The sequence below is a fragment of the Rhodococcus sp. WMMA185 genome (assembly GCF_001767395.1).
Taxonomy (GTDB): Bacteria; Actinomycetota; Actinomycetes; order Mycobacteriales; family Mycobacteriaceae; genus Rhodococcus_F.
In genome coordinates this window covers 1,223,002-1,240,353 of record NZ_CP017014.1, presented here as the reverse complement: position 1 = coordinate 1,240,353, position 17,352 = coordinate 1,223,002, and the positions used below count along the sequence as shown (strand labels likewise).

15 protein-coding genes are annotated in these 17,352 nt (G+C 65.0%); 1 reads left to right on the top strand and 14 read right to left on the bottom strand.

The annotated features are described in order from the left end of the window. Window positions 1-137 precede the first annotated feature (137 nt). The 6 genes from ftsY to BFN03_RS05540 form a co-directional block, all read right to left on the bottom strand. A complete protein-coding gene (gene ftsY, locus BFN03_RS05565) occupies window positions 138-1,586 on the bottom strand; it encodes a signal recognition particle-docking protein FtsY (RefSeq protein WP_198163389.1) in 1,449 nt (482 codons plus the stop codon). A gap of 48 nt (window positions 1,587-1,634) precedes the next feature. Further along, entirely contained in the window at window positions 1,635-3,074 is a 1,440-nt protein-coding gene (locus BFN03_RS05560) for an alanine/glycine:cation symporter family protein (protein WP_070378179.1), read from the bottom strand. Between the two features lie 92 nt (window positions 3,075-3,166). After that, window positions 3,167-6,772, bottom strand: a complete 3,606-nt coding sequence (smc, locus tag BFN03_RS05555) for a chromosome segregation protein SMC (protein WP_070378178.1) — start codon at window positions 6,770-6,772, stop codon at window positions 3,167-3,169. A 22-nt stretch (window positions 6,773-6,794) separates the two neighbouring features. Then, window positions 6,795-7,055: an acylphosphatase gene (locus BFN03_RS05550; RefSeq protein ID WP_070378177.1), complete on the bottom strand. Its 261-nt coding sequence runs from the start codon at window positions 7,053-7,055 to the stop codon at window positions 6,795-6,797. A 14-nt stretch (window positions 7,056-7,069) separates the two neighbouring features. After that, window positions 7,070-8,047, bottom strand: a complete 978-nt coding sequence (locus BFN03_RS05545; RefSeq protein ID WP_070378176.1) for a hypothetical protein — start codon at window positions 8,045-8,047, stop codon at window positions 7,070-7,072. After that, a complete protein-coding gene (locus tag BFN03_RS05540; RefSeq protein WP_070378175.1) occupies window positions 8,047-8,487 on the bottom strand; it encodes an OsmC family protein in 441 nt (146 codons plus the stop codon). Before BFN03_RS05540 ends, BFN03_RS05545 begins: the two co-directional genes overlap by 1 nt. Before the next feature lie 154 nt (window positions 8,488-8,641). Here BFN03_RS05540 and BFN03_RS05535 point away from each other — a divergent pair, with 154 nt between their 5' ends. Beyond that, window positions 8,642-9,367 carry a pyridoxamine 5'-phosphate oxidase family protein gene (locus BFN03_RS05535; RefSeq protein WP_070378174.1) on the top strand — a complete coding sequence of 242 codons (726 nt, stop codon included), beginning with the start codon at window positions 8,642-8,644 and terminating at the stop codon, window positions 9,365-9,367. Here BFN03_RS05535 and mutM read toward each other — a convergent pair. From mutM to BFN03_RS05500, 8 genes are all read right to left on the bottom strand, one after another. Further along, entirely contained in the window at window positions 9,300-10,169 is an 870-nt protein-coding gene (mutM, locus tag BFN03_RS05530; RefSeq protein WP_070378173.1) for a bifunctional DNA-formamidopyrimidine glycosylase/DNA-(apurinic or apyrimidinic site) lyase, read from the bottom strand. The genes BFN03_RS05535 and mutM overlap by 68 nt on opposite strands. Window positions 10,170-10,180: 11 nt before the next feature. Then, the gene (gene rnc, locus BFN03_RS05525) at window positions 10,181-10,939 is read right to left on the bottom strand and encodes a ribonuclease III (protein WP_070378172.1); all 759 of its coding nucleotides are present in this window, start codon (window positions 10,937-10,939) and stop codon (window positions 10,181-10,183) included. Between the two features lie 19 nt (window positions 10,940-10,958). Next, window positions 10,959-11,141: a 50S ribosomal protein L32 gene (gene rpmF / locus BFN03_RS20070; protein WP_084385505.1), complete on the bottom strand. Its 183-nt coding sequence runs from the start codon at window positions 11,139-11,141 to the stop codon at window positions 10,959-10,961. 2 nt (window positions 11,142-11,143) lie between these two features. Beyond that, window positions 11,144-11,704, bottom strand: a complete 561-nt coding sequence (locus BFN03_RS05520; protein ID WP_070378171.1) for a YceD family protein — start codon at window positions 11,702-11,704, stop codon at window positions 11,144-11,146. Window positions 11,705-11,893: 189 nt separating this feature from the next. After that, window positions 11,894-12,667, bottom strand: a complete 774-nt coding sequence (locus tag BFN03_RS05515) for a DivIVA domain-containing protein (protein WP_070378170.1) — start codon at window positions 12,665-12,667, stop codon at window positions 11,894-11,896. Window positions 12,668-12,802: 135 nt separating this feature from the next. Further along, on the bottom strand, window positions 12,803-13,297 hold the full coding sequence (gene coaD, locus BFN03_RS05510; RefSeq protein ID WP_070378169.1) for a pantetheine-phosphate adenylyltransferase: 495 nt from the start codon (window positions 13,295-13,297) through the stop codon (window positions 12,803-12,805). Further along, window positions 13,294-13,860 (bottom strand): 16S rRNA (guanine(966)-N(2))-methyltransferase RsmD, encoded by a 567-nt coding sequence (rsmD, locus tag BFN03_RS05505; RefSeq protein WP_070378168.1) that lies wholly within the window; start codon window positions 13,858-13,860, stop codon window positions 13,294-13,296. The genes coaD and rsmD overlap by 4 nt, the downstream gene beginning before the upstream one ends. Beyond that, window positions 13,857-17,261: a pyruvate carboxylase gene (locus tag BFN03_RS05500; protein WP_070378167.1), complete on the bottom strand. Its 3,405-nt coding sequence runs from the start codon at window positions 17,259-17,261 to the stop codon at window positions 13,857-13,859. The genes rsmD and BFN03_RS05500 overlap by 4 nt, the downstream gene beginning before the upstream one ends. Between the last annotated feature and the right edge of the window lie 91 nt (window positions 17,262-17,352).

Sequence of the window (17,352 nt, the reverse complement as noted above, 5' to 3'; positions counted from 1 at the left end):
GTCAGGAGTAGTTTGGTTTCGCAGTGTTTCGGATTTGCCACCGAACTGTTGCACGCACGTGAACGCAGCGGCGGGTTATGTTGCGTGCAGGTTTCACCAGAGGTTCCGGGAGGTCGGTTTCCACCTGTCGCTGGCTGTCAGCCGAGCAGCGCGTCGACGAACGCCTCCGGCTCGAACGGTGCGAGGTCGTCCGCGCCCTCACCGAGGCCGACCAGTTTCACCGGCACACCCAGCTCGTGCTGGACCTGGAAGACGATGCCGCCCTTGGCCGTGCCGTCGAGTTTGGTGAGCACCACACCCGTGATGTCGACGACCTCGGCGAATACGCGCGCCTGGGCCAGGCCGTTCTGGCCGATCGTCGCGTCGAGGACCAGCAGGACGTCGTCGACGGAGGCCTTCTTCTCGACCACCCGCTTGACCTTGCCGAGTTCGTCCATCAACCCCGTCTTGGTGTGCAGGCGGCCCGCGGTGTCGATCAGCACGACGTCGACGCCGCTGTCGATTCCCTTGGACACGGAGTCGAACGCGACGGCCGCCGGGTCCGCTGCTTCCTTGCCCCGGACCACTTCGGCGCCCACGCGCTCGGCCCACGTCTGAAGTTGATCCGCAGCAGCGGCGCGGAACGTGTCGGCGGCGCCGAGCAGCACCCGCCTGCCGTCCGCGACGAGAACGCGCGCGAGCTTGCCGGTTGTGGTGGTCTTGCCGGTGCCGTTCACCCCGACGACGAGCAGGACCGCCGGGGAGTCGTCGTGTGGGAGGGCCCGAATTGAACGATCGAGTTCAGGGCGCAACTCTGTGATCAGGACCTCGCGCAGCAACGCGCGGGCTTCGGCTTCGGTACGGACACCCCGCGACACCATCTGCTCTCGCAGCGACGTGACGATCTTGGTGGTGGTCGCTGTACCGAGATCGGCGATGAGGAGAGTGTCTTCCACCTCTTCCCAGGAGTCTTCGTCGAGGTCGCCGCCGCCCAGGAGCCCCAGCAGACTCTTGCCGACCGCGGACTGTGAACGGGACAGCCGCCCACGCAGGCGGTCGAGGCGCCCCTCCGTGGGAGCAATCTCGTCCAGAGCGGGGACGGGAGGAGCCGGTTCGGGTTCGGCCTCGACCTCGGGAACCACCTCGGGTGCGACGACAGGTTCGTAGGTGACCGGTTCCGCGGGGGCGGCAGGCTCTGGGGCCTCGACCTCGGGCGCCACAAACTCGGGCGCCACAGCCTCGGGCGCTGTGACCTCCGGCTCCGCCCCGACAGATGGCTTCGGTTCGACCTCCGGCTCCGCTTCTACCGGTGGCTTCGCCTCGACCGGTGGCGCCGGCACGACTGGAGGCTCGGGCTCGACCGGCTTCGGCGGCGCCGGCTCACGCGGCGGAGCTGTGGCGGTGGGCCCTTGGCTGAAGTTGAACCCGCCGCCCGCCTGATAGCCGCCAGACCGGTCCTTCTCGGGAGCACCGAGCTCCGGCTTCTCGGGCGCTTTCAGCGAGATCTGCCGACGTCGGTACAACACCGACCCGACGACGAGGGCGACGAGCAGTACGGCCAATACGGCCGCGAGGGCGATCCAGGCTCCAGTAGTCACATTGCCCATTGTTTCAGGCCTACGGACTTGGTCACCTGTCAGGCTTCGGCGAGAAGGTCAGCCGACCTCCACCGCCCTGCCATGCGTGTCGGAATCCTCCCACACCTGCACGCCACGTACCTCCGGCAAATCGGATCGATGGAATATCGGATCGATTCCCTGCGCCTTCTGACGCGAATAGTGCGCAAACAACGCGAACGCCACACCCCCGAGCGGCATCAGCGCCAAGAGGTTGACCGTGGCCATCACGCCCATGAAAAGATCGGCCATTTCCCACACGAGAGGAAGCGATCCCATGGCGCCGGCGAACACGCACACCACGACCAAAGCCCGGAAGAACTGCAGTACGCGTCGAGACTCGGTGAGGAACTCGATGTTGGCCTCACCGTAGTAGTAGTTGCCGATGACCGAGGTAAAGGCCAGGAAGAAAATGGCGATCGCGAGGAAGTGCACGGTCCAGCCACCCAGTTGGGCGGCCAGCGCGTTCTGGGTGAGTGAGGCTCCGGCCTTGGTTCCGTAGTCGGGGTCCGACAGCAAGATGATGAACGCCGTCATCGAGCAGACCAGCAGGGTGTCGAAGTAGACGCCGAGGCTCTGCACCAACCCCTGCTTGACGGGATGTGAAACTGCTGCGGTGGCACCGGCATTCGGCGCGGAACCCATTCCGGCCTCATTGGAGAACAGGCCGCGGCGGATGCCCTGGATGAACGCAGCCGCAAAACCACCGCTCACGGCTTCCCTGAAACCGAACGCATTCCCGACGATCAACTCGAACATCCGCGGAACCTCACTGATGTTGAGTGCGACGACCACCAGCGCCAGGACGATATATGCACCGGCGACCAGGGGCACCACGACCTCCGTGACACCTGAGATCCGGCGCACCCCGCCGAAGATCACGGCCGCGGTCAGCACCGCGACCAGCACCCCGATCAACGCCTCCCAGCCAAGGCCCTCCGACCCGATCGATGTCGAGGCCGCGTCGACGATCGAGTTGGATTGCACCGCGTTGAAGACGAAGCCGTAGGTGAGCGTGATGACGACCGCGAAAATCATCCCCATCCAACGGCGTCCCAACCCGTGCTGCATGTAATAGGCTGGACCGCCACGGAATCCGTCACGGTCGCGCACTTTGTACAGCTGCGCGAGGGTCGACTCCACGAACGCGGTCGCCGCACCGATGATCGCCATCACCCACATCCAGAAGACAGCCCCCGGCCCACCCACGCTGATTGCGACGCTGACCCCGACAATGTTGCCGGTACCGACGCGGGACCCGGCCGAGATCGAGAACGCACGAAATGACGAGATCCCCTTGGTGCCGTCGGGGAGCGTCTCGGCGCGCTCGGTGATCGAGCGCAGCATGTCGGGTATCAATCGGATCTGCACGAACCGCGAATGAACGGTGAAATACAGGCCGAAGCCTACGATCAATATGATCACGCCGTACCAGTAGATGTCGTTGACGCTCGTGACCGCATCCACAGCCGCATCCATTTGTCGATCATGGACCAAATGTCGTCCAACGACCAGACAGTACGAGAAAGTTGAACAGTTTCGAGACCGGGCCCCTGGGATGTGCCGGCCCGTCAGGCCTGCGCGACCGCCATGTCCTGGCCACGCAACCGCTGCGAGATGACTGTCGTGATGCCGTCGCCGCGCATGCTCACGCCGTAGAGCGCGTCAGCGACCTCCATCGTCGGCTTCTGGTGGGTGATGACGATCAGCTGGGATTTCTCCCGTAACTGTTCGAACAGGCCGATGAGACGACGCAGATTCGTGTCGTCGAGTGCCGCTTCCACCTCGTCCATGACGTAGAAGGGCGAAGGCCTGGCCCGGAAGATCGCGACCAGCATCGCCACTGCTGTCAGCGATTTCTCTCCGCCGGACAGCAGCGACAGCCGCTTGACCTTCTTGCCTGGCGGACGTGCCTCGACCTCGATACCCGTCGTCAGCATGTCGGACGGATCGGTGAGCACCAGCCTTCCTTCACCGCCTGGGAACAGCTTCGCGAACACCTGCCCGAATTCGCGTTCGACATCGGCGTATGCCTCGGTGAACACCTGAAGGATGCGTGCATCGACGTCCGCAACGACGCCGAGGAGGTCCTTACGTGCTGTCTTCACGTCCTCGAGTTGCGTCGAGAGGAAGTTGTAGCGCTCCTCGAGTGCGGCGAACTCCTCGAGAGCGAGCGGGTTGACCTTGCCCAGCGTTGCCAAGTCCTTCTCAGCACGCTTGGCACGCCGTTCCTGGGTGGCGCGATCGTAGGGAATGGGCGCCGGCATCGTGACCAGCTCGCCGCGTTCCTTGGCCTGCTCGTACTCTTGAATCTCCAACGGAGACGGTGGCAGCGCCACGTCGGGGCCGTATTCGGCGATCAGGTCGTCCAAGCCGATTCCGTACTGCTCGAGAATCGCCTCTTCGAGTTGTTCGATCCGCAGCGCGGCCTGGGCTCGGGCCAGCTCGTCACGGTGCACGGCATCGGTGAGCGACGCAAGTTGTCCGGTCAGCTGACGCACCCGCTCCTTGACCTCCTCGACCAGGGCCGCGCGTTCGGTACGAATACGAGCGAGTTCGTCGCGGTGGGCCATCGCGGCATCGACGACCTCACCGAGGTGATCGGCGACCCGCTGGCCCGACTCCGCGACCGCCGCCGCGACCGCCGCCGCGTTCTGACGAGCCTTCATCGCGCGTTCCGCGCGGATACGGGCGTCGCGTTCCACCTGGGCGGCGCGTCTCAACGAGTCCGCCTTGCCGCGGACCGATTCAGCCCGTTCCTCAGCGGTGCGCAGGGTCAACCGTGCTTCCATCTCCACGGCTCGGACTTCCGCAAGCGCCGCGGCGGCCACTTCACGATCGATGCTCGTCGAATCTGATCCACCCGACTCTGCGCCGATCGACGCCCCGTCCTGTTCGGCGATGCGAAGGCGCTCTTCGAGCTCGGCGAGCGCGGTCAGGGTCTCTTCGCGACCGCTCTCGGCTTTGTCCCGTTGGGCGATGAGACGCTCCGACTCAGCGTGCGCGGCCCGTGCCGCCTGACCGAGGCGGCCCAGCCGCTCGTAGATCGCCGACATCGCGGCGTCCGACTCGTGCAGCGCGGCCAGTGCCTGCTCTGCGCTCTCCTGGCGGGCGGCCTGCTCCGAGATGGCGCCCGACAGGGCCGCCGACAACTCTTCGGCGCGACGTTCCGCGCGGGCCAGCTCCTGCACCGAATTGTCCACCACCGCCTGGATCTCGAGGGTGCTGGGTTGACGATCCGATCCGCCACTCATCCAGCCTGCCCCGAGAAGGTCTCCCGCGCGGGTGACGGCACGTACCTGGGGCCGGTTCCGGACAACCTGGACGGCGTCGTCGAGGGAATCGACCACGACAACACCGCTCAGCAGAGCCGACAGCCCGGTTCGTAGCTCGGCCGGGCAATCGATGACGTCGACAGCCCACCGGGCACCCGGCTCGAGGTGCCCGCCGGCAGGCGGGGGCTGATCTGTCCCGATGACCAGTGACGCCCGACCATTGTCGCTCTGCTTCAGTGCAGTGACAGCGCCGCGAGCGGCGTCGAAGGACTCGGCGACGACAGCGTCGGCTGCGGACCCCATGGCAGCCGCGACGGCGGCCTCGTAGCCCTTCTCGACCGTGATGAGTTCACTGATCGGCCCCAGGATCCCGTCGGAGCGACGATTCTCGACAAGCCACCCGGGGCCATCCTTGCGCTCCAGGCTCATCGACAGCGCGTCGATTCGAGCTCGTAGCGACGCCACCTCCTGTCCGGCTACCTTCTCCTCGGCCTGGAGTTCGGTCACCCGCTCGGTGATCAGGCGCAGCGCCTCGACAGCGTTCTCGTGGTGAGAATCGAGTCCGAGTTCTCCGGCGTCGAGCTCGCCGATCTCTTCCTGGACCACCTCGAATTCGGATTGGGCAACGTCGCCGCGATGGCGCGCCTCCTCGATCGCTGCGGTCAGCCGGGCGACCTCGGCGTCAACCGAATCGCTGCGGCTCCGCAAGGTGTCGACCTGCCCCGACAATCGAGCGAGGCCCTCCCTGCGGTCGGCAATCGCCCGAACGGCCTCCATGTGAGCCCGTTCCGCCTCTGCTGCCGCTTGCTCGCCGTGCGCAAGCTGTTCCTTGGCGGCGTCGAGTGCCGCGCGCGCCATCTCGACCGCTTCGACGAGTTCTCTTTCCTCTGCGGCGATCCGCTCGGCGCGAGCCTCCATCTCGTCGGGATCCTGCCCGCGGCTGACCGTGGGCTCGGAATCGAGATGCCGTGCCCTCTCGCGCGCGATTCGAATCGTCGCGTTGACACGTTCGGCGAGTGCCGACAGCTGGAACCATGTCTGCGCGGCGGCCTCAGCTCCTGGTGTGAGCCTCGACAGTTCCTGTTCGTGACGTCCGAGTTCGAGATTGGCCTCGTCGAGTGCCTCGGTAACCAGATCGTGTTGCTCGCGGGCCAGCTTCTCGTCCTGTGCCTGGTTCGCGAACTCCTCGCGCCGGGCAACCAGGTCGTCGGCGGCCAGGCGGAGTTTCGCATCGCGGAGATCGGCCTGCACCGTTTGTGCGCGTCGAGCGACCTCGGCCTGACGCCCCAGCGGCTTGAGTTGGCGTCGCAATTCGGCGGTCAGATCGTTCAAGCGCGCCAGGTTGGCCTGCATCGCGTCGAGTTTGCGGACTGCCTTTTCCTTGCGTTTGCGGTGCTTGAGGACACCGGCAGCCTCTTCGATGAACGTGCGGCGATCCTCAGGCCGCGATTCCAGAATGGCTGCCAACCGACCCTGTCCGACGATGACGTGCATCTCCCGACCGATGCCGGAATCGCTGAGCAGCTCCTGCACGTCCATCAGCCGACACGAACTGCCGTTGATCTCGTATTCGCCGGCGCCGTCGCGGAACATTCGCCGAGTGATGGACACCTCGGAATAGTCGATCGGCAGGGCGCCGTCGGAGTTGTCGATGGTCAACGTCACTTCAGCGCGACCGAGGGGTGACCGCCCCGCGGTGCCGGCGAAGATGACGTCTTCCATCTTGCCCCCGCGCAGCGCCTTCGCGCCCTGCTCCCCCATGACCCAGGTGAGCGCGTCGACCACGTTGGACTTGCCAGACCCGTTCGGCCCCACCACACAGGTGATTCCCGGCTCGAACCGCAGAGTCGTTGCCGACGCAAAAGATTTGAATCCCTTAAGCGTCAGACTCTTCAGATGCATGGAAAACGACTTTACCGTCGGTTCACCGCTCGACGAACCCGGAAAGGTCCCCGCGCGCCGGATCCCACTGCTCGACGACGAGATCCACCGTCCCCGGCGTGTCTCCGGAACGCAGAGATGTCAGCAGTGTCTCCAACTTGTCGCGCGGCCCCTCCGCGACCACCAGCACTCTGCCGTCTTTCTGGTTGGCCGCGTACCCGACGAGTCCGAGCTCGAGTGCACGCGCACGCGTCCACCACCGAAATCCCACACCCTGAACGAACCCGTGCACCCATGCGGTCATTCTCTCCACGCGCGTCACGGCCGTTCGATCTGATAGATCGCGCCGGTGAAACTCGTGGCATAGAGCGCGTCCGGGTTCCAGCCCGGACCGGCGCCGAACCTCACAGAAGACACCAGGGGCAGCCCCGAGGCGATGTCGCAGCTCTCCCCCGTCGCGGGGTCGACGCGCACCACCTTGCCACCGACGTTGTATGCGACGTAGACGATCCCGTCCGGGCCGACGGTGAGGTCGTCGGCACCGTTCAGGGGACCGGAACCGGGCAACTCGATCGACACGACCTGACCGCCGAGATCGTCCTCGCGGAGGATATGCAACGCGGTCCTCGCGTCGAAAGTCGTCACCGTGTAGACGTTGCCGTCGTGAGCGGCCAGCCCGTTTACCGTGCCTAGATCGGTGCGCAGAACCTCGGGGATGTGGGGTGCCTGCGCCGGGATTCTTGTGATCCCCGCCCCGGAACCCAGATTCCGGGAGATGAGGATGTCTCCGTTACTCAGCCGGGCGAGGCCGTTGGGCATCACCAGCCCTCCTGCCACGGTGCGCGTGTCGCCCGTATCGAGACTCAGTGTGTCCACCGTCCCGTTGTCCAGACCCATGATCCCGGCAGTGAACGAGTTGCCCGTGGTGAAGTAGACGTCGTCGCCGTCTACTGCGATTCCGCCGGGCGCATCGACCTCGGGAATGATCGGGGTCACGGTTCCGTCGGGGCTGACCCCGTCCAGCGCTCCACCCCCGAGCAGATCAGACCGGGAGACCATCATGGTGCCCTTGCCGTCGAAAGCCAGGTTCTCGAGAACGCCTTGCCCGGACGTCACCTCCGATACCGTCCAGGTACTGCAGGGCACCGCCACTGAAGACATGGTCGGCACCGCCGATGAGGACACGGTCGGCTCCGCCACTGAAGGCATGGTCGGCTCCGCCGACGCCGGCTCGGCAAGCAGCACACCAGCACCAAGAGCGGCGCTTCCGACGAGCGCGGCGAACTCGCGCCGCATCAGGTGTCCGCCTCGACGGTCAGTGTCACCTTCGTACCCGCCTTCAGAGTTCGTCCCACGGTGCATACCTTGTCCACCGACCGTTCCACCAGTGCAACCAGCCTTTCCTGGGCCCCCGCGTCCAGCTCGCTGAGATCCAGCGTCATTACCTCGTCCAACTGCGGGTATACCTCATCCTCACGATCGGCGGCACCCGAAACCCGGATCGTGACGTCATAGTTGTCACCCAGGCGCCGCGACAGCGGAAAATCCGAACTCATTCCACTGCAGGCTGCGAGTGCGATCTTCAGGAGCTCCCCAGGTGTGAACACGCCGGCTACCCCCTCGGAACCGATCAGGACCTCGGCACCTCGTGAACTTCGACCGGTGTAGAGCCGGGTTCCGGTTCGCTCGACCCATAGCTCGGTGGCTGCCGTCGTATCAGAAGCTTGTTGTGCCATGAGCGCAATCCTGCCACCGGGCGCGACAGCGCCGGGTGGGTGGGCAGTGTCGACTGCGGCACGCCGAATGGGCAAAGCCGGTTCTCGCCTCGCTTTCAGCCGGGCCGTAAGGTGAACCGACCAACGACGCCGAGACGTATCGGGGAAATGCCAGATGGGCCAGTTCGGTAGTGCTGGAGAACGCCAACTTCAAAACGAGTACGGCACTGCGGATCGTGCCGAGAAGTTCTATTCGGATCAGATGCTCGACCACCTGAATCCGGCTATGATCAAGTTCGTCGGTCTTCAGGAGATGGCTTTCATCGCCACCGCCGACTCGTCCGGCGAGTGCGACAACAGTTTGCGCGCGGGGGTACCCGGATTCATCCACGTCATCGACCCGAAGACGATCGCGTACCCGGAGTACCGCGGTAACGGAGTCATGGCGAGCCTCGGCAACATCCTCGAGAATCCGCACGTCGGAATCATTCTCGTGGATTTCGTCCAAGACCTCATCGGGCTGCACATCAATGGTTCCGCCCGGATCGTCGAGGATGACGCCATGCGCGCCGAAGTGCCGGATCTCCCGCCGAATCACTCGAAGGGGCGCACCCCGGAACGATGGGTGGTTGTCGAGGTCGAGGAGGCATACATCCACTGCCGCAAGCACATTCCGAGGATGGTGCCTGCGCCGCTCGACCGCGAGTGGGGCACAGACGACGTCAAGCGCAAGGGCGGCGACTACTTCGATGCCAAGAAGACTGCGCGCCGTACCGCGCCTGAGGGAGAACCGCTCGCCGAAAAGACAACCGCGAGAGGCAAGCACGCGCGGGTCAGTTCGCCCGACTTCGACGCGCAGCCGGTTGGCACTTCGGGCAACTATAGGACGACCGGTTCATGAACTTCTCCCGGCGGATCGCCGTGCCACACCGTGAGCACGGACGATCTTGCCGGCCGTAGGCGGACAGCGAACGGTCGAAGTAGCCCGATTCGCCGTTGACGTTCACGTACAACGCATCGAAGGACGTGCCGCCTTGGGTCAACGCGTCGCGCATGACATCCTGTGCAGAAGTGAGCAATTCACGGATCTTGGGGCCGCCGATCCGGTCCGTCTTGCGGTTGCCGTGCAGTCGTGCGCGCCACAACGCCTCGTCTGCGTAGATGTTGCCGATCCCGGAAACCACGGTCTGATCGAGGAGCGCACGTTTGATTTCAGTGTGCTTGCTGCGCACCACCTTGGCGGTGGCTGGGAGGTCGAAACGCGGATCCAGCGGATCAAGCGCGATGTGGGCCACAGAGTCCGGGACGAGCGAACCGTGGACGTCGACCAGCGGTGCCAACGCCCAACCGCCGAAGGTCCGCTGGTCCACGAACCGGAGGTCGAGCCCGGAATCGAGTCGGGCCCGGATGCGCAGGTGCTTTTCCGTCGGCAGTTCCGGTGGCTGAACCAGCATCTGGCCGCTCATTCCGAGATGCACGACGAGAGCCACCGCGCTGGGCTCGAGAACCAGCCACAGGTACTTCCCCCGACGGTCCGCTCTCGTGATGCGTTCGCCGGTGATCTGCCCGGTGAGATCAGCGGCGCCGGGTAAATGGCGCCGGATCGCCCGTGGGTGCAGAATCTCGACGGACTCGATCGACGCCCCCACAATGTGGCGTTCGAGTCCGCGACGGACCACCTCGACTTCCGGTAGTTCAGGCACCGGCGCCTAGTTCAAGCACTGACGTCATCGTCGGCCGCGTCTGGTCCGGAATCGGACAACGCGCCCCACGCCGTGCTCGCGGCCTTTTGCTCCGCGTCTTTCTTGGATCTTCCGACTCCGACGCCGAGAGGCTTACCACCCACCAGAACGGTGGCAGTGAACTCTTTGTCGTGGTCCGGCCCGGTCGCGGTGATCTGATACGACGGGACGCCGACGCCACGCTCGGCAGTCAGCTCCTGCAAGCTCGTCTTCCAGTCCAGACCTGCACCGAGCCTCGGTGCGCGTTGGAGAAGGTCACTGAAGAGATCGAGCACGACTCGACGCGCCGTCTCGATACCGTGCTCGACATGGATGGCGCCGAGAATCGACTCCATCCCGTCGGCGAGAATGCTCGGCTTGTCGCGACCACCGGTCATCTCCTCACCCTTGCCGAGCAGGAGATGGGCACCGAGACCACCCTCGCCCAGGGTGCGGGCGACCCCTGCGAGTGCGTGCATGTTGACGATGCTTGCCCGGATCTTTGCGAGGTCACCCTCCGGCTTGTCCGGATGCGCAAAGTAGAGGCTTTCGGTAATGGTGACCCCGAGCACCGAGTCGCCGAGGAACTCGAGGCGCTCGTTAGTCGGCAGACCACCGTTCTCGTACGCATACGAGCGGTGAGTCAGTGCCAGAGTGAGCAGCGAAGGCTCGATATCTACGCCGAGGGCGGCGAGGAGGGAAGTATGGTCCTCCCCGCCGCCGGCGGGTGTATTGCTGACGTCGCTCGTCACGATGCCTCTGTGTGGAGAATCAAATGGCGGCAGTGACCTGGCGGCCCTTGTACGTACCGCAGGACGGGCACGCGACATGGGGCAGCGTCTTCTCACCGCAGCCGCGGTTCGGGCAGGTCACGAGGGTAGGCGCAGTGGTCTTCCACTGGCTGCGACGCGACCTCGTGTTGGACCGCGACATTCTGCGCTTGGGGACAGCCACTTCTACTTCTCCTCGGCTTCGGTGTTCACAAGATTCTTGCTGGGTCCTGAATCCACGCCAAATTTGGCCGCAAGGCCGGCCCAGCGAGGATCAAGTATGTCATGCCCATGACCAGATTCGGCAATCGCCAGGCGAACGCCGCATTCTGAGCACAATCCTTGGCAGTCGTCACTACAGAGTGGCCGAAACGGTAGAGCAAGGCCAACCGCGTCGATGATGAAGGGTTCGAGGTCGATCTTGTCATCCTCGACGTGATACACCTCGCCCTCCTCGGTCGTCTCCTCGGTAGCGCTGTCCGGGTAGGCGAACAGTTCCGTGAGTGCAAGGTCCACCGAGTCGGAGAACGGCTCGAGGCATCTCGAACATTCCCCTGCGGTGTCGGCTCGAAGAGAACCGGTGACCAGGACTCCCTCGGAGACCGCCTCCAGTCGGAGATCGAGCTCGATCTCCGCACCTTCCTCGATGGCGATCAGTTCCAGACCTATTCGCGCAGGTGCTGTCACCACCCGTTCCACGGTGCGCATCGAGCCAGGACGACGACCGAGCGAAATCGTGTCCAGCACGAAGTCCGCGTTCCTACGGGAACGCGATGAGCTGTGGCGATGGGATGACAACAGGCTTCACTCTCGAGATCAAGAAACGATAGGGGCAACCACCCAACGGTACGCAATCTACGCACCCGATCCAAATCGGATCGGGTGTCGCAGAGCCCTGGGATGCGTGCTGGTCTCGGGTTTTTCTCGGCGAATCCGTCAGCGACGACGCTCGGCCCGGTGATCGCCCAGGTCGTGACTGGAGGCGTAGTCGGGTACGCCAGAGCCCGTCCGCAGTTGCTGGCGACCCCGCCCGACCGATCGGATCGTGCCGTTGAGGAAGTCTTCGAACTCGGCGAGTTTCGTGTCGACGTAGAGGTCGCAATCCGATCGTAGGCGGTCCGATTCTGCGTGCGCCGAGTCGATCACCCTGGCCGATTCGGAATATGCGGTCTGAACGACTTCAGTCTGCGAGACGAGTCGTTCCTGCTCCGCGACCCCTTCTGCGACGGATCGCTCGTAGGATGCCTTGCCCGACTCGATCATGCGATCGGCTTCCGACCGGGCGCGGCCGGTCACCGACTCGTACTCACGCTGCCCCTGTGCAATGGAGGACTCCGCCTCGGCTCGCGCTTCGCTGACCAACTGCTCGGCATGTGCACGCGCCTCGGAAACCATCCGGTCGGCCTGAGCCTTCGCGTCCGCGAGAATGCGGTCCGCGTCGTCGCGAGCGCTCTCGATCGTGTCGCTCGCCTCGGTGTTCGCTTTGGAGATCGTGTTCTCCGCATTCGAACGCGCGTCCCCGACCAGTTTGTCCCTGTGGTCCAAGACATCCTGGGCATCGTCGAGTTCCCCAGGGATCGCATCCCGCACATCGTCGAGCAGTTCGAGAACGTCACCGCGTGGCACCACGCAGCCGGCGGTCATCGGTACGCCGCGTGCCTCCTCGACAATCGCGACAAGTTCGTCGAGCGCCTCGAATACTCGGTACACACGCAACCCCAATCGTCCATGACCCTCGGTGGATCGGCACAGCCTCCCCGACCCCCACTGGACCGGCGCGGCCTTCCTAGCAAGTCTGCCGGATCGGACGCCGCGGGTGCGTCGCGGCGTCCGGTGTGTCGGCGATCAGCCATTCTCCGCGGCGCGCTCGGCGATCCTGGCGAGAAGCCGGGCATGGACATTGCCCGGCAGCATCTCGGAGACGTCACCCCCGAATGTGGCCACTTCCTTGACCAGCGAACTCGACAGGTAGCTGTACGCGGGGTTGGTCGGGATGAAGAAGGTATCGACCCCGCTGAGCTTCTGATTCATCTGCGCCATCTGCAGTTCGTAGTCGAAGTCGTTCGCTCCGCGCAGGCCCTTGACGATCGCCGTAATTCCCTGCTGTTTGGCGTAATCCACCAGTAGGCCGTACCACGAGGAAACCCGCACGTTGGGCAGATCGCTGACGGCATCTTCGAGCATCGCGATGCGCTCGTCGACGGTGAACAGGCCGCGCTTGGCCGGGTTGACCATGACGGTGACGACAACCTCGTCGAACTGTGCGGCAGCCCTGCCGATCACATCGAGATGGCCGTTGGTCACGGGGTCGAAGGATCCGGGGCAGACGGCGCCAGTCATGAGTCCTGACCGTAGCAGGTTGCCAATTCGATCCGGGTCTCGCCGTACTTCTTGACTTTGGCGGGGGCAAACCCGTTGGGCCATGAGGTTTCCGGCGACCGAGACGAACGTTCGAGCACCACGATCGAGTCGTCCGCGACCCATCCATGTTCCAGCAGGTGCTCGAGCAGCACCGAAATCGCCTCTTCGTCCACAGCATAGGGCGGGTCCGCCATCACCAGGTCGTAGGTGCGGTCGGCGGGGCCGGCCAGTACCGAGGCGACCGAGGAACTGCGCACCTGAGCCCCCGGCAGGCCGACCACCTCCACGTTGCTTCTGATGATGCGCGCCGCCTTCGCATCGGACTCCACGAGCAAGGCGCGTTCGGCACCGCGTGAGAGCGCCTCGAGACCCAGCGCGCCCGATCCCGCGTACAGATCGAGAACCGCGGCGCCGTCGAAGTCCATCCGGCTGCCGAGCGCACTGAACAACGCCTCGCGAACTCGGTCCGAAGTGGGTCTGGTCCCGCTCGGCGGGACCGCCAGCCTGCGGCCGCCGGCCTGCCCCGCAATGATTCGAGTCATTCGCTTGCGGATTCGCTGGTGGACACGACGAGGAGCAAGTCGCCACCCTCGACCTGCACGACGTTACCGATGGCGACGCGGGAGACGGTGCCGCCCCGGGGTGCGGTAATTGCCGCCTCCATCTTCATCGCCTCGATCGTGGCAACAATGTCACCCGCTTTGATCTTCTGGCCCTCGGCGACGGCAAGTGTCACGACACCCGCGAACGGCGCCGGCACGTGGCCTGGATCGGTCTTGTCGGCCTTCTCCGCGGCCGGAATCTCACTCGACACGGAGCGGTCGCGTACCGATACCGGCCGCAACTGTCCGTTGAGGATGCACATGACGGTGCGGTACCCGCGCTCGTCAGGTTCGGAGATCGCCTCGAGCCCGATGAGCAATTCAACGCCCGGTGCCAGTCTGACGCGGTGTTCGTCTCCGCGGCGCAGGCCGTAGAAGAACTGGTTGGCGGACAGTTGCGAGGTGTCACCGAATTTGTCCCTGTGCTCGAGGAACTCTCGCGTCGGTCCTGGGAACAACAGCTGATTCAACGTCGCGCGACGCTCGACCGACCCCGAGGACAGCGCAATTTCCTCCGATTCGGACAGCGCGACCTCGGGCTTCGCGGCGCCTCGCCCCTCGAGTGCCTTGGAGCGCAGCGGCTCGGGCCAGCCGCCGGCCGGAGTGCCCAGTTCGCCGCGAAGGAACCCAACCACCGAATCGGGGATGTCGAACGCGGACGGATCCTGGGCGAACTCCTCGGCATCGACCCCTGATCCGACCATGTGCAGGGCGAGGTCACCGACCACCTTCGAAGACGGAGTGACCTTGACCAACCGGCCGAGCATGCGATCGGCCGCGGCGTATTGGGCCTCGATGTCCTCGAAACGGTCACCGAGGCCGAGGGCGACCGCCTGGGTACGCAGGTTCGACAGCTGACCACCCGGAATCTCGTGGGTGTAAACGCGGCCGGTCGGGGCGGGAAGCCCGGCCTCGAACGGCCTGTAGACCTTTCGCAACGCCTCCCAGTACGGCTCGAGGTCGCAGACCGCTTGCAGATCGAGGCCGGTGTCGTAGGCGGAATGCGCGGCCGCTGCCACGATCGCCGACAACGCCGGTTGGCTCGTGGTGCCGGCCAGCGCCGCGGAGGCGCCGTCCACAGCGTCCGCACCGGCGTGCCACGCAGCCAGATAGGTCGCCAGCTGTCCTCCAGGCGTGTCGTGAGTGTGCACGTGCACCGGCAGATCGAAGTTCTTGCGCAGCGCAGTTACCAGCGTGGTCGCGGCTGGAGCACGCAGCAGCCCTGCCATGTCCTTGATCGCGATGATGTGCGCACCAGCCTCGACGATCTCCTCGGCCAGGCGCAGGTAGTAGTCGAGGGTGTAGACGTCTTCCTTCGGATTCGACAGGTCGCCGGTGTAGGACATCGCGACCTCGGCCAGCGCGGTGCCGGTCTCGCGGACAGCGTCTATGGCCGGCCGCATCTGGCTGACGTTGTTGAGGGCGTCGAAGATGCGGAAGATATCGATACCACTGTTGGTAGCTTCCTCGACGAACGCCCGCGTCACCTTCTCCGGATACGGCGTGTACCCGACGGTGTTGCGCCCACGCAGCAGCATCTGCAGGCAGATATTGGGCACGGCCTCACGCAGAGCATCGAGTCGATACCACGGGTCCTCGTGCAGGAATCGCAGGGCGACGTCATAGGTGGCACCGCCCCACGCCTCGATCGACAGCAACTCGGGCGTCATTCGCGCGACATGTCCGGCGACCGCGAGCAGTCCGCTGGTACGCACCCGCGTCGCGAGCAGTGATTGGTGGGCATCGCGGAAGGTGGTGTCGGTGACCGCGACCGCCTTCTGCGCACGCAGCGCAGCCGCAAATCCTTCAGGTCCGAGAGCGAGAAGCTTTTGGCGGCTGCCGTCCGGTGGCGGCACGGCTAGGTCGATTTGGGGCAGCTTGTCCTGCGGGTACACCGCGGAGGGCCGCTCTCCGTGCGGTTTGTTGACCGTGACATCGGCGAGGTAGTTCAAGATCTTGGTTCCGCGATCCGCGGAACTGCGCAGCGTGAGCAGTTCGGGACGTTCCTCGATGAACGAAGTGGTGACGCGGCCGGCACCGAAGTCCGGGTCGTCGAGTACCGCCTGCAGGAACGGGATGTTCGTCGAGACGCCACGGATGCGGAACTCGGCAACCGCACGACGCGCCCTCGCGACGGCCGTCTCGAGGTCGAGGCCACGGCAGGTGAGCTTGACCAACATCGAGTCGAAGTAGGCACCAACCTCGGCGCCCAGGGTGGCACCCCCGTCGAGGCGGATTCCGGCGCCACCCGGGGACCGGTAGGCCGTGATTCGACCGGTGTCCGGCCGGAACCCGTTGGCCGGGTCCTCGGTGGTGATGCGGCACTGCAGGGCCGCCCCGCGCAGGGTGATCTTCTCCTGACTCAGGCCCAGGTCTTCGAGGCTCTCCCCCGCCGCGATCCGTAGCTGAGACTGCACCAGGTCGACATCGGTGACTTCCTCGGTGACGGTGTGTTCGACCTGGATGCGGGGGTTCATCTCGATGAACACGTGGTTGCCGCGCGCGTCGAGCAGGAACTCGACGGTGCCGGCGCAGGAGTAGTTGATCTCCTTCGCGAACGCCACCGCATCCGCGCAGATCTTGGCACGCAGCTCCTCCGGAAGGTTCGGTGCCGGCGCGAGTTCGATGACCTTCTGGTGCCTGCGCTGCAGTGAACAGTCCCGCTCGAACAGGTGAATGACGTTGCCTTGGCTGTCCGCGAGGATCTGCACCTCGATGTGACGCGGATCGACGACAGCCTGCTCGAGGAACACCGTCGGGTCACCGAACGCCGACTCCGCCTCACGTGAGGCAGCCTGGATAGATTCCTCGAGTTGCGCGCGATCGGCGACGCGGCGCATGCCACGTCCACCGCCGCCGGCGACGGCTTTGACGAAGAGCGGAAACTCCATGCTCTCGGCCGATGCCAGCAATTCGTCCACATCGGCAGACGGCTCCGACGACACCAGAACGGGAAGCCCCGCAGCTTTGGCGGCGGCGATCGCACGCGCCTTGTTGCCGGTGAGCTCGAGCACCTCGGGAGACGGGCCCACGAAGGTGATCCCGGCCGCGGCGCACGCGGCGGACAGGTCCGGGTTCTCCGAGAGGAAGCCGTAGCCGGGGTAGATGGCATCCGCACCGGCCTGCTCGGCCGCGGAAACGATCTCGTCGACGGAGAGGTACGCCCGAACCGGGTGTCCCTCCTCGCCTATCTGGTAGCTCTCGTCCGCCTTGAGCCGATGGACCGAGTTCCGATCTTCGTACGGAAACACGGCGACCGTTCCGGCACCCAGCTCATACGCGGCTCGGAAGGCGCGGATCGCAATTTCGCCACGGTTGGCGACCAGAACTTTGGAGAACATTGAAGAAAACTACCTTGCCTCGAGGGCGCCACGGAAACGCGTCCCACGATTCAAGAAACACGCTTCATCGGTACGCGGAAGTCCTGCGGGT